The sequence below is a fragment of the Kitasatospora sp. NPDC054795 genome (assembly GCF_053611565.1).
Genome location: NZ_JBSHAP010000121.1, coordinates 1 through 16583, shown reverse-complemented (window position 1 = coordinate 16583; position 16583 = coordinate 1). Strand labels below are relative to the sequence as shown.

Genomic DNA, 16583 nt, shown 5'->3' with positions numbered 1-16583 from the left:
CGTACGTGTGCGGCGCGCGCGGATGGGGAGGAAGACGGTCAGCGGCGAGCGTGCCGCGGACCGTCAACCCCCGAAGCCAGGAGCCACCGATGAGTCAAAAGGGTCGCGCCCGCCGTAACTCCGACTGCACCGCCGGCGGCTCGCGGCCCGCGGTGCGGGCGTCGCACCGGCCACAGCGGGCCGGCGGCGCCGAGCAGGCTTTTGTCATCGGGGTGCTGACCAACGCCGCGGACTTCGCCCGGGCCCGCGCCTGGGGGATCTCCGACGCCCCCGACCACGAGCGCTACCTGGCCGACACCGCCGAGTTGCTGGCCGAGGCGCTGGAGCGGTTCGACACCGTCCGGGCCCGGATGTTCCACCCGCAGGACTTCGAGGAGTTCTGCGTGCTGCACGGGCTGGACCCGGCCGAGCCCGCCGCCCGCGACCGCTACCTGGTCAACCCGGCCCTGCAGGCCCAGCTGCTGGCCTATCAGGGCGAGGAGCTGGCCGGGGACTTCGTACCCCGCCTGGTCCGCGCCAGGGAGAACGGGCTGACGCTCTGCCATGCCGACCTGCTGCTCGACGGGGGCCTGTACGGGGGCGCGGGCGCGCCCGACGAGGAGCACGCCGCCTGGGTGCGCGCCGCCTACCAGCGCGGCGGCGAGGTGTTCCGCCGGATGCTGGTCGGCGCGGGGGCCGGCGTGTACGAGCTGCGCCTGCGGGTGGACGCGCCCGGCGGGAAGCTGACCGCCGCGGCTCGGGTCCTCCAGTGGGAGGACGGCGTGGTCCGGATCAACGACGAGGACCTGGAGCTGGTCTGCGCGGTGCTCTGCACCGGGCTGGCCCTGGAGCTGCCGGGCGTCGCGGTGCTGCACGGTTCGCAGGGCTCGGCCGCCTCCTGCGGGGAGTACCTGCAGGCCTCCTGGGCCTGGTCGAGCGGTGGGCAGGAGTGGGCGCCGGCCGAGCGGCCGGTCCGGCTGGACGGCGTGGCGGCGCAGCCCGGCTACAGCCTGGGAACGGTCTGCTGACGGCTCCGCCGCGGGGCCCCGTCCCGGGGTCCCGACACCGCGGCGCGGCCCCCGGACAGGGGAGCCGCGCCGTGACGTTTCTGCTTGCGGGTACGACCGGAAATCAGGCCGGTTCGTCCCTGGATCCGCCGGCGGGAGCCGGTGCGGCGAGCCTCAGCTCGCGTCCTCCTCGCGCACCGCGCGGCGCGCGTCGGGGTTCAGCACGCCCCAGGAGATCAGCTGCTCGGTGAGGATCGACGGCGACTGGTCGTAGATGACGGCCAGGGTGCGCAGGTCGTCCTGACGGATCGACAGCACCTTTCCGTTGTAGTCACCGCGCTGGCTCTGGATGGTCGCCGCGTAGCGCTGCAGCGGGCCGGCCTTCTCGGAAGGGACCTGGGTCAGTCTCTCCAGGTCGAGGACCAGGCGCGGCGGCGGCTCGGCCGCGCCGCCGGGCGTACCGCCGGGCAGCAGCTCCTGCACCGGGACGCCGTAGAACTCCGCCAGTTCGGCCAGCCGCTGCACGGTGACCGCACGGTCACCGCGCTCGTACGAGCCGACGACGACTGCCTTCCAGCGCCCCTGGGACTTCTCCTCGACACCGTGCAGGGAGAGACCCTGCTGAGTGCGGATCGCTCGGAGCTTGCCTCCGAGTTGCTTCGCGTAGTCGCTGGACATTGATCTCCCCGGACGAGATTGCTTCGCGTTCAGTGGTGGGTCACGGGCGATTGCCGACGCCGTTACCGGTGGGTCCGACGTCCGTCTCGTAACTCACTGTGAGGTTACGTAGAGTAAGGTAGTTGCGTCAAGCCGAATGGGGCAGTCGTGCGAATGGCCCGCATCGTCGGCGCGTCCGGAGTGTTAACCCCGGGAAGCGGAATGATGGCCGTCTGTTTGCGATCCGGCGCGCTGCTAGGATGGCCCGAAGCCCACGCCCGGTCGGCGGGGGCAGTCCCAGACATCCTTTAAGACCCGTCCCGTGAGGCGGGGAAGGAGGTCCGCTTCGGCATGACCACCCACCATGAACCGACGCCCCGGGCACCGCACCAGGTGCTGGACGGCACAGACATCGCCCGGGTCCTCACCCGGATAGCGCACGAGATCGTCGAGCGCGCCAAGGGCGCGGAGGACGTCGTGCTGCTCGGCATCCACACCAGGGGCGTCCACCTCGCCCGCCGCCTGCACGGCCGGCTGGCCCAGATCACCGGGCGCGAGATCCCGCTGGGCACCCTGGACATCACCATGTACCGGGACGACCTGCGGCTGAAGCCCGCCCGTGCCCTGGAGCACACCGAGATCCCGCCCGGCGGCATCGACGGCAAGCTCGTCATCCTCGTCGACGACGTGCTCTTCTCCGGCCGGACCATCCGCGCCGCGCTCGACGCGCTGAACGACATCGGCCGCCCGCGCGCCGTCCAGCTCGCCGTCCTGGTCGACCGCGGCCACCGCGAGCTGCCGATCCGCGCCGACTACGTCGGCAAGAACCTCCCCACCTCGCTGCGCGAGGCCGTTCAGGTGCGCCTGTCCGACAGCGACGGCGTGGACGCCGTCCTGGTCGGCGACCGCGACTTCGCCGCCCGCAGCTCGCAGGCCCTGGCACCCCAGTCTTCCGAACCGCACCTCCCGGAGTAACCCGCGTGAAGCGCCACCTCGTCTCCGCCGCCGATCTCAGCCGCGACGACGCGCTGCTGATCCTGGACACCGCCGAGGAGCTCGCCCAGCTCTCCGGCCGGGCCGTGAAGAAGCTGCCCACGCTGCGCGGCCGCACCGTCGTCAACCTCTTCTTCGAGGACTCCACCCGGACGAAGACCTCCTTCGAGGTCGCCGAGAAGCGCCTCTCGGCCGACGTCATCAACTTCTCCGCCAAGGGCTCCTCGGTCTCCAAGGGCGAGAGCCTCAAGGACACCGCGCTGACCCTCCAGGCGATGGGCGCCGACGCGGTGGTCATCCGCCACCACGCCTCCGGCGCGCCGGCCCGGCTGGCCCAGTCCGACTGGCTGCACGGCAGTGTGATCAACGCCGGTGACGGCACCCACGAGCACCCCACCCAGGCGCTGCTCGACGCCTTCACCATGCGCCGCCACCTCAACCCGGGCAGCGCCAACGACCTGGCCGGGCGCCGGGTGACCATCGTCGGCGACGTCCTGCACAGCCGGGTCGCCCGTTCCAACGTCCACCTGCTGAACACCCTCGGCGCGCAGGTCACCTTCGTCGCCCCGCCCACGCTGCTGCCGATCGGGGTCGAGAACTGGCCCTGTGAGGTCAGCTACGACCTCGACGCCGTGCTGCCCAAGACGGACGCGCTGATGATGCTGCGGGTGCAGCGCGAGCGGATGAACGCCGCGTTCTTCCCGACCGAGCGCGAGTACAGCCGCCGCTACGGCATGAACGGCCGCCGGATGGCCCAGCTGCCGGACCACGCGATCGTGATGCACCCCGGCCCGATGGTCCGCGGCATGGAGATCACCGCCGAGGTCGCCGACTCGCCGCGCTGCACCGCCATCGAGCAGGTCGCCAACGGCGTCTCCGTCCGGATGGCCGTCCTGTACCTGCTGCTCGGCGGAGCCACCCTCGCCGACACCGCCCGCACCGACTCCGTGGAGACCGCCCAGTGACCAGCTACCTGATCCGCAACGCCAAGATCCTGGGCGGCGCCCCGCAGGACCTCCACCTCGCCGACGGCGTGATCCAGGAGATCGGCACCGGCCTGACGGTCGAGGCGGACATCGAGATCGACGCCACCGGGCTGATCGCCCTGCCCGGCCTGGTCGACCTCCACACCCACCTGCGCGAGCCCGGCCGCGAGGACGCCGAGACCGTGCTCACCGGCACCCGGGCCGCCGCGATGGGCGGCTTCACCGCCGTGCACGCGATGGCCAACACCACCCCGGTGGCCGACACCGCCGGCGTGGTCGAGCAGGTCTGGCGGCTCGGCCAGGAGTCCGGCTACTGCGACGTGCAGCCGGTCGGCGCCGTCACCGTCGGCCTGGAGGGCAAGAAGCTCGCCGAGCTCGGCGCGATGCACGAGTCCGCCGCGGGCGTCCGGGTCTTCTCCGACGACGGCAAGTGCGTGGACGACGCGGTGCTGATGCGCCGCGCCCTGGAGTACGTCAAGGCCTTCGACGGCGTCGTCGCCCAGCACGCCCAGGAGCCGCGGCTGACCGAGGGCGCCCAGATGAACGAGGGCCAGGTCTCCGGCGAGCTCGGGCTCGGCGGCTGGCCGGCCGTCGCCGAGGAGTCGATCATCGCCCGCGACGTGCTGCTCGCCGCGCACGTCGGCTCCCGGCTGCACGTCTGCCACCTCTCCACCGCCGGCTCGGTCGAGATCGTCCGCTGGGCCAAGTCCAAGGGCTGGGACGTCACCGCCGAGGTCACCCCGCACCACCTGCTGCTCACCGACGAGCTGGTCCGCACCTACGACCCGGTGTACAAGGTGAACCCGCCGCTGCGCACCGCCGAGGACGTCCAGGCGCTGCGCAAGGCGCTGGCCGACGGCACCATCGACGCCGTCGCCACCGACCACGCGCCGCACCCGGCCGAGGACAAGGACTGCGAGTGGGCCGTGGCCGCGATGGGCATGGTCGGCCTGGAGACCGCGCTGTCGGTCGTGCAGCAGACCATGGTCGACACCGGCCTGCTGAACTGGGAGGCCGTCGCGGACCGGATGTCGCACCGCCCGGCCCGGATCGGCCGTCTCAGCGGCCACGGCCGGCCGATCTCGGTGGGTGAGCCCGCCAACCTGGTGCTGTTCGATCCCGCGTACCGTGGAGCCGTGAACCCGGACAGCTTCGCCACCCGCAGCCGCAACACCCCCTACAAGGGCCTGGACCTGCCCGGACGGGTGCACGCCACCTTCCTGCGCGGGCGCGCCACCGTGCTGGCCGGGGAGCTCGCCGAGCAGGGCGGCACGGAGTGATGCTCCACGCCACGCTCGCCCAGGAGCAGGCGAAGGTCACCGACTGGCCCGGTTACATCGGCTGGTCCGTCGGCCTGCTGATCGTGATCGGCCTGATCTACTGGCTGATGCGCCAGGGCTGGAACTGGCGGCGCACCCTGCAGTCCGGCATCCCGCCGCTGCCGGCCGTGCCGGACCGCGCCGGGCGCACCATCCTGGAGACCAGCGGCCGGTACCACGGCACGACCACCGCCGGGAACTGGCTCGACCGGGTCGTCGCCCACGGCCTGGGCACCCGCAGCCGCGCCGACCTCACCCTCGGCGAGAACGGCCTGCTGGTGCAGCGCCCCGGTGACGTCGACTTCTGGATCCCGGCCGAGCACCTGACCGGTGCCCGCACGGACTCCGGGATCGCCGGCAAGGTCGTCCCCTCCGGGCTGCTCGTCGTCAGCTGGGCGCACGAGGGCACCGAGCTGGACTCCGGCTTCCGGGCCGACCACCCCGACGAGCACGCCGCCTGGGTCGAGGCGATCGCTCAACTCGCAACACGTACGAAGACGAAGACGGAAGAGGCCGCGCAATGACCGCACCTGCCCCCACCACGCAGCGCCAACGGCGGGAACGAGTGCCTGCCGTGCTCGTCCTGGAGGACGGCCGGACCTTCCGCGGACAGGCCTACGGCGCCATCGGCGAGACCTTCGGCGAGGCGGTCTTCAACACCGGCATGTCCGGCTACCAGGAGACCCTCACCGACCCGTCGTACCACCGCCAGGTGGTCGTGATGACCGCCCCGCAGATCGGCAACACCGGCTGGAACGACGAGGACGACGAGTCCAAGCAGATCTGGGTCGCCGGCTACGTCGTGCGCGACCCCGCCCGGGTCGCCTCCAACTGGCGCTCCCTGCGCCCGCTCGACGAGGAGCTCGTCAACCAGGGCGTCGTCGGCATCAGCGGCATCGACACCCGCGCGCTGACCCGCCACCTGCGCGAGCGCGGCGCGATGCGCTGCGGCATCTTCTCCGGCGAGGCGCTGGCCGACCCGGCCGCGCTGCTCGCCCGGGTGCAGCAGTCGCCCGAGATGAAGGGCGCCGACCTGTGCGCCGAGGTCGCCACCACCGAGCCGTACGTGGTGCCCGCGATCGGTGAGAAGCGCTTCACCGTCGCCGCGCTGGACCTCGGCATCAAGGCGATGACCCCGCAGCGGATGGCCGAGCGCGGCATCGAGGTGCACGTGCTGCCGGCCAACTCCACCCTGGAGGACGTCTACGCCGTCAACCCGGACGGCGTCTTCTTCTCCAACGGCCCGGGCGACCCGGCCACCGCCGACCACCAGGTCGCCGTCGCGCAGGGCGTGCTGGAGCGCGGGACCCCGTTCTTCGGGATCTGCTTCGGCAACCAGATCCTCGGCCGCGCCCTGGGCTTCGGCACCTACAAGCTCAAGTACGGCCACCGCGGCATCAACCAGCCGGTGCAGGACCGCACCACCGGCAAGGTCGAGGTGACCGCCCACAACCACGGCTTCGCCGTGAACGCCCCGCTGGACAAGGTGAGCGACACCCCCTACGGGCGGGTCGAGGTCTCCCACGTCTGCCTCAACGACGACGTGGTCGAGGGCCTGCAGGCGCTCGACGTCCCCGCCTTCAGCGTGCAGTACCACCCCGAAGCGGCCGCCGGTCCGCACGACGCCGCCTACCTGTTCGACCGCTTCGTGAAGCTCATGGAGGGCCAGCGTGCCTAAGCGCAGTGACATCAAGTCCGTCCTGGTGATCGGCTCCGGCCCGATCGTGATCGGCCAGGCCGCCGAGTTCGACTACTCGGGTACGCAGGCCTGCCGGGTCCTCAAGGCCGAGGGCCTGCGGGTCGTGCTGGTCAACTCCAACCCGGCCACGATCATGACCGACCCGGAGATCGCCGACGCCACCTACGTCGAGCCGATCACCCCGGAGTTCGTCGAGAAGATCATCGCCAAGGAGCGCCCCGACGCGCTGCTGCCGACCCTGGGCGGCCAGACCGCGCTCAACACCGCGATCTCGCTGCACGCGGCGGGCACGCTGGAGAAGTACGGCGTCGAGCTGATCGGCGCCGACGTCGAGGCGATCAACAAGGGCGAGGACCGCGAGCTCTTCAAGGGCGTCGTCGAGGCCGTCAACGCCAAGATCGGCTACGGCGAGTCCGCCCGCTCGGTCATCTGCCACACCATGGACGAGGTGCTGGCCGGCGTGGACACGCTCGGCGGCTACCCGGTCGTCGTGCGCCCCTCCTTCACCATGGGCGGCGCCGGCTCCGGCTTCGCCCACAACGAGGAGGACCTGCGCCGCATCGCCGGCCAGGGCCTGACGCTCTCGCCGACCACCGAGGTGCTCCTGGAGGAGTCCATCCTCGGCTGGAAGGAGTACGAGCTGGAGCTGATGCGCGACAAGAACGACAACGTCGTGGTCGTCTGCTCCATCGAGAACTTCGACCCGATGGGCGTGCACACCGGTGACTCGATCACCGTCGCCCCGGCGATGACCCTCACCGACCGCGAGTACCAGATCCTGCGCGACATCGGCATCGCCGTCATCCGCGAGGTCGGCGTCGACACCGGCGGCTGCAACATCCAGTTCGCGGTCAACCCCGAGGACGGCCGGGTCATCGTCATCGAGATGAACCCGCGGGTCTCCCGCTCCTCGGCGCTCGCCTCCAAGGCCACCGGCTTCCCGATCGCCAAGATCGCCGCCAAGCTGGCCGTCGGCTACACCCTGGACGAGATCCCCAACGACATCACCGAGCAGACCCCGGCCTCCTTCGAGCCGACCCTCGACTACGTCGTCGTCAAGGTGCCGCGGTTCGCGTTCGAGAAGTTCCCGAGCGCCGACGCCACCCTGACCACCACCATGAAGTCCGTCGGCGAGGCCATGGCCATGGGCCGCAACTTCCCCGAGGCGCTCCAGAAGGCGCTGCGCTCGCTGGAGAAGAAGGGCTCCCAGTTCTCCTGGACCGGCCCCGTCGGCGACAAGGCGGAGCTGCTGGCCAAGGCGGTCGTGCCGACCGACGGCCGGATCAACACCGTGATGGACGCCGTCCGGGCCGGCGCCACCCCGGAGGAGGTCTTCGAGCACACCAAGATCGACCCGTGGTTCGTCGACCAGCTCTTCCTGCTGGACGAGATCGCCGGCGAGCTGGCCGAGGCCGCCGAGCTCACCCCCGACCTGCTGCGCCACGCCAAGCGGCACGGCTTCTCCGACCAGCAGATCGGCGAGATCCGCGGCCTGAAGCCGGACGTGGTCCGCGAGGTGCGCCACGCCCTCGGCATCCGCCCGGTGTTCAAGACCGTCGACACCTGCGCCGCCGAGTTCGCCGCCAAGACCCCGTACTTCTACTCGTCCTACGACGAGGAGAACGAGGTCGCCCCGCGCACCAAGCCCGCCGTGATCATCCTGGGCTCCGGCCCGAACCGCATCGGCCAGGGCATCGAGTTCGACTACTCCTGCGTGCACGCCTCCTTCGCGCTCGCCGAGGCCGGGTACGAGACCGTCATGGTCAACTGCAACCCGGAGACCGTCTCCACCGACTACGACACCTCCGACCGGCTCTACTTCGAGCCGCTCACCCTGGAGGACGTGCTGGAGATCGTCCACGCCGAGCAGCAGGCCGGCCCGCTCGCCGGTGTGATCGTCCAGCTCGGCGGCCAGACCCCGCTGGGCCTGGCCCAGGCGCTCAAGGACAACGGCGTGCCGATCGTCGGCACCCAGCCCGAGGCGATCGACCTTGCCGAGGAGCGCGGCGCCTTCGGCCGCGTCCTGCGCGACGCCGGCCTGCCGGCCCCCAAGCACGGCACCGCCTTCTCCTTCGAGGAGGCCAAGGCGATCGCCGACGAGATCGGCTACCCCGTGCTCGCCCGCCCGTCCTACGTGCTCGGCGGCCGCGGCATGGAGATCGTCTACGACGAGGCCTCGCTCGCCTCCTACCTGGAGCGCCACGCCGGCCTGATCTCCGAGCACCCGGTGCTCATCGACCGCTTCCTCGACGACGCGGTGGAGATCGACGTCGACGCGCTCTACGACGGCACCGAGCTCTACCTCGGCGGCGTCATGGAGCACATCGAGGAGGCCGGCATCCACTCCGGCGACTCCGCCTGCGCGCTGCCCCCGATCACCCTCGGCGGCCACGACATCAAGCGCCTGCGCACCTCCACCGAGGCCATCGCGCGCGGTGTCGGCGTCCGCGGTCTGATCAACATCCAGTTCGCCCTCTCCGGCGACATCCTCTACGTGCTGGAGGCCAACCCGCGCGCCTCCCGCACCGTCCCGTTCACCTCCAAGGCGACCGCCGTGCCGCTGGCCAAGGCCGCCGCCCGGATCTCGCTCGGCGCCACCATCGCCGAGCTGCGCGCCGAGGGCCTGCTCCCGGCCGAGGGCGACGGCGGCACGCTGCCCGCCGACGCGCCGATCGCGGTCAAGGAGGCCGTGATGCCGTGGAGCCGCTTCCGCGACATCCACGGCCGCGGGGTGGACACGGTGCTCGGCCCGGAGATGCGCTCGACCGGTGAGGTCATGGGCATCGACAAGGTGTTCGGCACCGCCTACGCGAAGGCGCAGTCCGGTGCGTACGGCGCGCTGCCGACCAAGGGCAAGGTCTTCGTCTCGGTGGCCAACCGGGACAAGCGCAACCTGGTCTTCCCGGCCCGCGCGCTGGTCAACCTCGGCTTCGAGGTGCTCGCCACCGCCGGCACCGCCGAGGTGCTCCAGCGCGGCGGCATCCCGTCCACGCTGGTGCGCAAGCACAGCGAGGGCGAGGGCCCGAACGGCGAGCGGACCATCGTCCAGCTGATCCACGACGGTGAGGTCGACCTCATCATCAACACGCCGTACGGCACCGGCGGCCGCCTCGACGGCTACGAGATCCGCACCGCGGCCGTGGCCCGCGCGGTGCCCTGCCTGACCACCGTCCAGGCGATGGGCGCGGCCGTGCAGGGCATGGACGCGCTGCTGCGCGACGAGGTCGGGGTGATGTCGCTCCAGGAGCACGCCGAGCTGATCAACGCCGGCCGCAAGTAGCACCACCGCAGTGGGGGGCACCGGAACAGCCGGGTGCCCCCCACTGCCATGACCGCCCCGCCCGCCACCCACCGCCACCTTTCCTCCGACGGGCGGCGCCCGCGCCCATCTGCTCTCTCCGCTCCGGGAGTTGAACCACCCTTGTACAAGCTTCTGTTCGACCTGGTCTTCAAGAAGATGGACCCCGAGAAGGCCCACCACCTCGCCTTCTTCTGGATCCGCCTCGGCTCCTCGGTGCCCGGCCTGCGCACCCTGGTGCGGCTGGTGCTCGCCCCGCGCGACCGGGCCCTGCGCACCCGCGCCCTCGGCCTCGACCTGCCCGGCCCGTTCGGCCTGGCGGCCGGTTTCGACAAGAACGGCGTCGGCATCGACGGCCTGTCGATGCTCGGCTTCGACTACGTCGAGATCGGCACCGTCACCGGCGAGCCCCAGCCCGGCAACCCGGCGCCCCGGCTGTTCCGCCTGGTCGAGGACCGCGCGCTGATCAACCGGATGGGCTTCAACAACCAGGGCTCGGCCCGGGTCGCGGCCCGGCTGGCCGCCCGCCCGCACACCAGCTCCACCCCGGTGATCGGCGTCAACATCGGCAAGACCAAGGTGGTCGAGGAGGCCGACGCCGTCGCCGACTACGTGAAGTCCACCGAGCGGCTGGCCAAGTACGCCGACTACCTGGTGGTCAACGTCAGCTCGCCGAACACCCCCGGGCTGCGCAACCTCCAGGCCGTGGACCACCTGCGGCCGCTGCTCGCCGCCGTTCGCGAGGCCGCCGACCGCAGCACCGCCCACCGCGTGCCGCTGCTGGTCAAGATCGCCCCCGACCTGGCCGACGAGGACGTCGACGCGGTCGCCGACCTCGCGCTGGAGCTGGGCCTGGACGGCATCATCGCCACCAACACCACGATCGGCCGCGAGGGCCTGCGCACCGACGCCGGGCGGGTCGCGGAGATCGGCATGGGCGGCCTGTCCGGCGCCCCGCTCAAGGCCCGTGCCCTGGAGGTGCTCCAGCGGCTGCGCGCCCGCACCGAGGGCCGGCTGACCCTGGTCTCGGTCGGCGGCATCGAGACCGCCGAGGACGCCTGGCAGCGGATCGTCCACGGCGCCGACCTGGTCCAGGGCTACAGCGCCTTCATCTACGAGGGCCCGTTCTGGTGCCGGCGGATCCACAAGGGCCTGTCCGCCAAGGTCCGCGCGGGCGGCTTCCGCAGCCTGGCCGACGCCGTCGGCAGCGCCGTGCGCAGCTCCTGAACCCCCTCCCCACCCCTCCGGAAAGAGACGACATGACCCTCGCCCCGTTCGGCGCCCGGCTGCGCCAGGCCCTCGACACCCGCGGCCAGCTCTGCGTCGGCATCGACCCGCACGCCTCCCTGCTCGCCGCCTGGGGGCTCGGCGACGACCTCGCCGGGCTGGAGACCTTCAGCCGCACCGTGGTCGAGGCGCTGGCCGACCGGGTGGCCGTGCTCAAGCCGCAGGCGGCCTTCTTCGAGCGTTTCGGCAGCAAGGGCGTCGCGGTGCTGGAGAAGACCGTCGAGGAGGCCCGGGCGGCCGGCGCGCTGGTCCTGATGGACGCCAAGCGCGGTGACATCGGCTCCACCATGGCCGCGTACGCCGAGGCCTTCCTGTCGCCGGGCAGCCCGCTGTTCTCGGACGCGGTGACGGTCAGCCCGTACCTGGGCTTCGGCTCGCTGCGCCCGGCCCTGGACCTGGCCCGGGAGCAGGGCTGCGGCGTGTTCGCGCTGGCGCTCACCTCCAACCCGGAGGGCGCCGAGGTGCAGCGCGCGGTGGGCGCGGACGGCGAGCCGGTCGCGGCCTCGGTGCTGCGCCAGCTGGCGGCCGAGAACGAGGGCGCCGCGCCGCTCGGCTCCTTCGGCGCGGTGGTCGGCGCGACGCTGGCCGATGCGGGCGTGGAACTGGCCATCAACGGCCCGCTGCTGGCCCCCGGGATCGGCGCCCAGGGCGCGACCATGGCCGACCTGCCGCGGGTGTTCGGCGCCTCGGTGATCAACGTGGTGCCGAGCGTCAGCCGGGACGTGCTCAAGCACGGCCCCTCGGTGCCGGCGCTGCGGGAGGCGGCGGAGCGCTTCGTCGGCGAGTTCGCGGACGCCGTCAAGTAGCGGAACCCGTCCTTCAGGTAGCCGTGCGGTGACCCTGCGGAGTGTCCGCAGGACCGCGCGGTGGCCGCGGAAGCGACGTGAGCGCCGTCACATCGGCACCGCCAAAGTCTCGCAATCGCGGTCATTTTGCCCTGGAAAGTCCTGGTCGGCCTTGGCTGACCAGGACTTTTCGTGTTCTTTTCCTGACGTGGCGCCGCAATCCGGGTAGTGTCCGGCGATAGGTCATCGGCGAGCCGCTATTTCCGCGGCTCCCGCAGGTCAGGGCCTTGTGGTTCCCCTTGCGGACGGTGTCCTCGGTACCGAACCAGTCCTAGCTCAATCCATCCATCCACACCCTGAGGTGAACGGCGTGGCCCTTCCGCCCCTTACCCCTGAACAGCGCACCGCCGCGCTCGCCAAGGCCGCCGAGGCTCGCCGGGAGCGCGCCGAGGTCAAGAACCGGCTCAAGCACTCCGGCGCCTCCCTGCACGAGGTGATCAAGGCCGGAAAGGCCGACAACGACGTCATCGGCAAGATGAAGGTCTCGGCTCTGCTGGAGTCCCTTCCGGGCGTCGGCAAGGTCCGTGCCAAGCAGATCATGGAGCGCCTCGGCATCAGCGAGAGCCGGCGTGTCCGCGGCCTCGGTACGAACCAGATCGCTTCCCTGGAGCGGGAGTTCGGCGGTGGCGCCGCCTGACCGTGCCCCCGTGGTCCCAGGATCCCCCGCGATCCGGGATAATCGGTGCATGAGTGAGCGTCCGCGGCTGACCGTGCTCTCCGGCCCTTCGGGGGTCGGCAAGAGCACGGTCGTCGCTCATATGAGGAAGATGCACCCCGAGGTCTGGCTCTCGGTGTCGGCGACGACCCGGCGCCCGAGGCCGGGCGAGAAGAACGGGGTCCAGTACCACTTCGTCGACAACGACGAGTTCGACAAGCTGGTCGCCAACGGCGAGTTGCTGGAGTGGGCCGAGTTCGCCGGGAACCGTTACGGGACCCCGCGTGCGGCCGTGCAGGAGAAGCTGGAGCGCGGCGAGCCGGTACTCCTGGAGATCGACCTCCAGGGCGCCCGGCAGGTGCGCGAGTCGATGTCCGAGGCGCAGCTGGTCTTCCTGGCTCCGCCGAGCTGGGACGAGCTGGTCCGCCGGCTGACCGGCCGGGGCACCGAGCCGCAGGACGTGATCGAGAAGCGGCTGGAGGCGGCCAAGGTCGAGCTCGCGGCCGAGCCCGAGTTCGATACGACCCTTGTCAACACCTCCGTCGAGCAGGTAGCGGCCGAACTGCTAGCCTTGCTCGGTGTAGCCTGACCTGTCTGTCTTTTCCACCCTTTCGGAAGGTTTTAGCGTGTCCTCTTCCATGACCGCGCCCGAGGGCATCATCAACCCGCCGATCGACGAGCTGCTCGAGGCCACCGACTCCAAGTACAGCCTCGTGATCTACGCCGCCAAGCGCGCGCGCCAGATCAACGCGTACTACTCCCAGCTCGGCGAGGGCCTGCTGGAGTACGTCGGCCCGCTGGTCGACACCCACGTGCACGAGAAGCCGCTGTCGATCGCGCTGCGCGAGATCAACGCGGGCATGCTGACCGCCGAGGCGATCGAGGCTGCCTGAGGCAGTCGCAGAATTTCGGAAGGGCCCGGCGGAATCGTTTCCGCCGGGCCCTTCGGCGTTCCCGGCGGGCCTCGGGTGTTCCCCGACGGCTCTTCGAGGTTCTCCGACCGCCCTTCGGTGCTCGCCGGCGACCCTCCGGTGTTCGCCGGAGGGCAGGGCGCGGTGCGGGGGCCGACCCGGGGGCCGTAGGGTGGGCGCGTTCGCGGCACGGCCGCGACGCGTTCCCGACGCGTTCCCGATGCGTTCCCGAGGCGGAGAAAGGCCGGTAGATGACCCTGAGTGCGGACGCCCCCCGCGTGGTCCTCGGCGTGAGCGGCGGGATCGCCGCGTACAAGGCGTGCGAGCTGCTGCGCCGCTTCACCGAGTCCGGCCACCAGGTCACCGTCGTGCCGACCGCCGCCGCGCTGCACTTCGTCGGCGAGGCGACCTGGGCGGCACTGTCCGGCCGCCCGGCCGCCGCCGAGACCTGGGAGCGCGTGCACGAGGTGCCACACGTGCGGATCGGGCAGCAGGCCGACCTGGTGGTGGTCGCCCCGGCCACCGCCGACCTGATCGCCAAGGCCGCCCACGGCCTCGCCGACGACCTGCTCACCAACACCCTGCTCACCGCCCGCTGTCCGGTCGTGGTGGTGCCCGCCATGCACACCGAGATGTGGGAGCACCCGGCCACCCGGGACAACGTGGCCACGCTGCGCCGCCGGGGCGTGATCGTGCTGGAGCCGGCCGTCGGGCGGCTGACCGGCAAGGACACCGGGAAGGGCCGGCTGCCCGAGCCGTCGGCGATCTTCGAGGCCTGCCGGGCCGTGCTGCGCCGGGGCGGGGCGGTGCCGACCGACCTGGCGGGCCGGCACGTGGTGGTCTCGGCCGGCGGCACCCGCGAGCCGCTGGACCCGGTGCGCTACCTGGGCAACCGCTCCTCCGGCAAGCAGGGCTACGCGCTCGCCGTGACGGCCGCGGCGCGCGGGGCCCGGGTGACGTTGCTCTCGGCCAACGCCGAGCTGCCGGACCCGGCCGGCGTGGACGTGGTGCACGTGTCGACCGCGCTGGGGCTGCGCGAGGCGGCGCTGAAGGCGGTCCAGGACGCGGACGTTGTGGTGATGGCCGCGGCGGTGGCGGACTTCCGGCCCGCCGAGTACGCGACCGGCAAGATCAAGAAGGTCGAGGGCGTCGAGCCGGCGCCCGTCGCCCTGGTCCGCAATCCGGACATCCTGGCCGAACTGTCGGCCCACCGGGCCCGTTCGGGTCAACTCGTGGTGGGTTTCGCGGCGGAGACCGACGACGTGCTCGCCAACGGTCGGGCCAAGCTCGCCCGCAAGGGCTGTGACCTGCTCGTGGTGAACGAGGTGGGCAACGGCAAGGCCTTCGGCGCGGACGTCAACGAGGCCGTGGTACTGGGCTCGGACGGCAGTGAGACGGCCGTTCCGGTGGGCCCGAAGGAGGCGCTCGCGGACGTGGTCTGGGATCTGGTCGCAAAGCGGCTGGAAACGGGCGGCAACTGATCAGAACCGCTCGTGCGGCGGTCGAGAATTCCTGAAGCGGGTGACGTTCGGCGGAACCAGACCGTTAGACTCCAGGAATCAAGTCTTTCCGGAGTTCCCCGGGTCGCCCCGGGGAACTTCAGTCAGCAGCCGCTGCAACCCCAGGGAGCGCTGTGTCTCGCCGCCTGTTCACCTCGGAGTCCGTGACCGAGGGACACCCCGACAAGATCGCTGACCAGATCAGCGACACCATCCTTGACGCTCTCCTGCGGGAGGACCCGACGTCCCGGGTCGCCGTGGAGACGCTCATCACCACCGGTCAGGTGCACGTGGCCGGCGAGGTGACCACCAAGGCGTACGCGCCGATCGCCCAGCTCGTCCGGGACAAGATCCTGGAGATCGGCTACGACAGCTCCAAGAAGGGCTTCGACGGCGCCTCCTGCGGCGTCTCGGTGTCCATCGGTGCCCAGTCGCCCGACATCGCGCAGGGCGTCGACACCGCGTACGAGGCCCGTGTCGAGGGCGACGAGGACGACCTGGACAAGCAGGGCGCCGGTGACCAGGGCCTGATGTTCGGCTACGCGTCCGACGAGACGCCCGAGCTCATGCCGCTGCCGATCACCCTGGCGCACCGCCTCTCCCGCCGCCTGACCGAGGTGCGCAAGAACGGGACCATCCCCTACCTGCGCCCCGACGGCAAGACCCAGGTCACCATCGAGTACGACGGCGACAAGGCCGTCCGCCTGGACACCGTCGTCGTCTCCACCCAGCACGCCAGTGACATCGACCTGGAGTCGCTGCTCACCCCGGACATCCGCGAGTTCGTGGTCGAGCCGGAGCTGAAGGCGCTGGCCGAGCAGGGCATCAAGCTGACCACCGAGGGCTACCGCCTGCTGGTCAACCCGACCGGCCGCTTCGAGATCGGCGGCCCGATGGGCGACGCCGGCCTCACCGGCCGCAAGATCATCATCGACACCTACGGCGGCATGGCCCGTCACGGCGGCGGCGCCTTCTCCGGCAAGGACCCGTCCAAGGTGGACCGCTCGGCCGCGTACGCGATGCGCTGGGTGGCGAAGAACATCGTCGCCGCCGGCCTCGCCCGCCGCGCCGAGGTGCAGGTCGCGTACGCGATCGGCAAGGCCGAGCCGGTCGGCCTGTTCGTGGAGACCTTCGGCACCGAGACCGTGCCGGTCCTCACCATCCAGAAGGCCGTCTCCGAGGTCTTCGACCTGCGTCCGGCCGCGATCATCCGCGACCTGGACCTGCTGCGCCCGATCTACTCGCAGACCGCGGCGTACGGCCACTTCGGCCGTGAGCTGCCGGAGTTCACCTGGGAGCGCACCGACCGGGTGGAGCAGCTGAAGGCCGCCGTCCAGGACTGACGTCCGCGGCGCCCGCGCCCGCGGCTCGTCGCCAGTGGCGCGCGCGCCCGCGGCCCGTGCGTCCGTAGCGCCTGAAGCGGCGCCCACCCCCGAACGGGGGTGGGC

The 16583-nt window shown here is 71.5% G+C and carries 15 protein-coding genes; 14 read left to right on the top strand and 1 reads right to left on the bottom strand.

Annotated features, from left to right (window positions below):
• Positions 1-89 precede the first annotated feature (89 nt).
• On the top strand, positions 90-1007 hold the full coding sequence (locus ACWGJO_RS32730) for a hypothetical protein (RefSeq protein WP_452189322.1): 918 nt from the start codon (positions 90-92) through the stop codon (positions 1005-1007).
• Positions 1008-1160: 153 nt separating this feature from the next.
• Here the strand turns inward: ACWGJO_RS32730 and bldD are convergent, their stop codons facing one another.
• A complete protein-coding gene (gene bldD / locus ACWGJO_RS32725) occupies positions 1161-1664 on the bottom strand; it encodes a transcriptional regulator BldD (RefSeq protein WP_030056198.1) in 504 nt (167 codons plus the stop codon).
• 330 nt (positions 1665-1994) lie between these two features.
• Between bldD and pyrR the strand changes: the two genes are divergently transcribed.
• The 13 genes from pyrR to metK all read left to right on the top strand — a co-directional run bounded on the left by pyrR (position 1995) and on the right by metK (position 16478).
• Positions 1995-2618 (top strand): bifunctional pyr operon transcriptional regulator/uracil phosphoribosyltransferase PyrR, encoded by a 624-nt coding sequence (pyrR, locus tag ACWGJO_RS32720; RefSeq protein WP_359897432.1) that lies wholly within the window; start codon positions 1995-1997, stop codon positions 2616-2618.
• Positions 2619-2623: 5 nt separating this feature from the next.
• Complete coding sequence (locus tag ACWGJO_RS32715; RefSeq protein WP_452189320.1) at positions 2624-3601, top strand: aspartate carbamoyltransferase catalytic subunit; 978 nt, start codon at positions 2624-2626, stop codon at positions 3599-3601.
• Positions 3598-4902, top strand: coding sequence for a dihydroorotase (locus ACWGJO_RS32710; RefSeq protein WP_380542689.1), 1305 nt, complete (start codon positions 3598-3600; stop codon positions 4900-4902). The genes ACWGJO_RS32715 and ACWGJO_RS32710 overlap by 4 nt, the downstream gene beginning before the upstream one ends.
• Positions 4902-5465, top strand: coding sequence for a PH-like domain-containing protein (locus ACWGJO_RS32705; protein ID WP_387691973.1), 564 nt, complete (start codon positions 4902-4904; stop codon positions 5463-5465). The genes ACWGJO_RS32710 and ACWGJO_RS32705 overlap by 1 nt, the downstream gene beginning before the upstream one ends.
• The gene (gene carA / locus ACWGJO_RS32700) at positions 5462-6619 is read left to right on the top strand and encodes a glutamine-hydrolyzing carbamoyl-phosphate synthase small subunit (RefSeq protein WP_359897424.1); all 1158 of its coding nucleotides are present in this window, start codon (positions 5462-5464) and stop codon (positions 6617-6619) included. The genes ACWGJO_RS32705 and carA overlap by 4 nt, the downstream gene beginning before the upstream one ends.
• Entirely contained in the window at positions 6612-9920 is a 3309-nt protein-coding gene (gene carB, locus ACWGJO_RS32695) for a carbamoyl-phosphate synthase large subunit (RefSeq protein ID WP_452189317.1), read from the top strand. The genes carA and carB overlap by 8 nt, the downstream gene beginning before the upstream one ends.
• 141 nt (positions 9921-10061) lie before the next feature.
• A complete protein-coding gene (locus ACWGJO_RS32690; protein ID WP_359897420.1) occupies positions 10062-11165 on the top strand; it encodes a quinone-dependent dihydroorotate dehydrogenase in 1104 nt (367 codons plus the stop codon).
• Between the two features lie 32 nt (positions 11166-11197).
• The gene (pyrF, locus tag ACWGJO_RS32685) at positions 11198-12031 is read left to right on the top strand and encodes an orotidine-5'-phosphate decarboxylase (RefSeq protein ID WP_380453397.1); all 834 of its coding nucleotides are present in this window, start codon (positions 11198-11200) and stop codon (positions 12029-12031) included.
• Between the two features lie 349 nt (positions 12032-12380).
• Positions 12381-12707 (top strand): integration host factor, actinobacterial type, encoded by a 327-nt coding sequence (gene mihF, locus ACWGJO_RS32680; RefSeq protein ID WP_030056187.1) that lies wholly within the window; start codon positions 12381-12383, stop codon positions 12705-12707.
• A gap of 49 nt (positions 12708-12756) precedes the next feature.
• Positions 12757-13314 carry a guanylate kinase gene (gene gmk, locus ACWGJO_RS32675; protein ID WP_452189314.1) on the top strand — a complete coding sequence of 186 codons (558 nt, stop codon included), beginning with the start codon at positions 12757-12759 and terminating at the stop codon, positions 13312-13314.
• A 37-nt stretch (positions 13315-13351) separates the two neighbouring features.
• Positions 13352-13618, top strand: coding sequence for a DNA-directed RNA polymerase subunit omega (gene rpoZ, locus ACWGJO_RS32670; RefSeq protein WP_030240625.1), 267 nt, complete (start codon positions 13352-13354; stop codon positions 13616-13618).
• A gap of 269 nt (positions 13619-13887) precedes the next feature.
• Entirely contained in the window at positions 13888-15117 is a 1230-nt protein-coding gene (gene coaBC / locus ACWGJO_RS32665; protein WP_452189313.1) for a bifunctional phosphopantothenoylcysteine decarboxylase/phosphopantothenate--cysteine ligase CoaBC, read from the top strand.
• A gap of 152 nt (positions 15118-15269) precedes the next feature.
• Entirely contained in the window at positions 15270-16478 is a 1209-nt protein-coding gene (metK, locus tag ACWGJO_RS32660) for a methionine adenosyltransferase (RefSeq protein WP_359897416.1), read from the top strand.
• Positions 16479-16583: the final 105 nt, after the last annotated feature.

Bases quoted from the DNA above. Each gene is read 5' to 3' on its own strand.
- gmk (WP_452189314.1), top strand. From the start codon at position 12,757: ATGAGTGAGCGTCCGCGGCTGACCGTGCTCTCCGGCCCTTCGGGGGTC.
- pyrF (WP_380453397.1), top strand. From the start codon at position 11,198: ATGACCCTCGCCCCGTTCGGCGCCCGGCTGCGCCAGGCCCTCGACACC.
- ACWGJO_RS32730 (WP_452189322.1), top strand. From the start codon at position 90: ATGAGTCAAAAGGGTCGCGCCCGCCGTAACTCCGACTGCACCGCCGGC.
- carA (WP_359897424.1), top strand. From the start codon at position 5,462: ATGACCGCACCTGCCCCCACCACGCAGCGCCAACGGCGGGAACGAGTG.
- pyrR (WP_359897432.1), top strand. From the start codon at position 1,995: ATGACCACCCACCATGAACCGACGCCCCGGGCACCGCACCAGGTGCTG.
- ACWGJO_RS32705 (WP_387691973.1), top strand. From the start codon at position 4,902: ATGCTCCACGCCACGCTCGCCCAGGAGCAGGCGAAGGTCACCGACTGG.
- bldD (WP_030056198.1), bottom strand. From the start codon at position 1,664: ATGTCCAGCGACTACGCGAAGCAACTCGGAGGCAAGCTCCGAGCGATC.
- coaBC (WP_452189313.1), top strand. From the start codon at position 13,888: ATGACCCTGAGTGCGGACGCCCCCCGCGTGGTCCTCGGCGTGAGCGGC.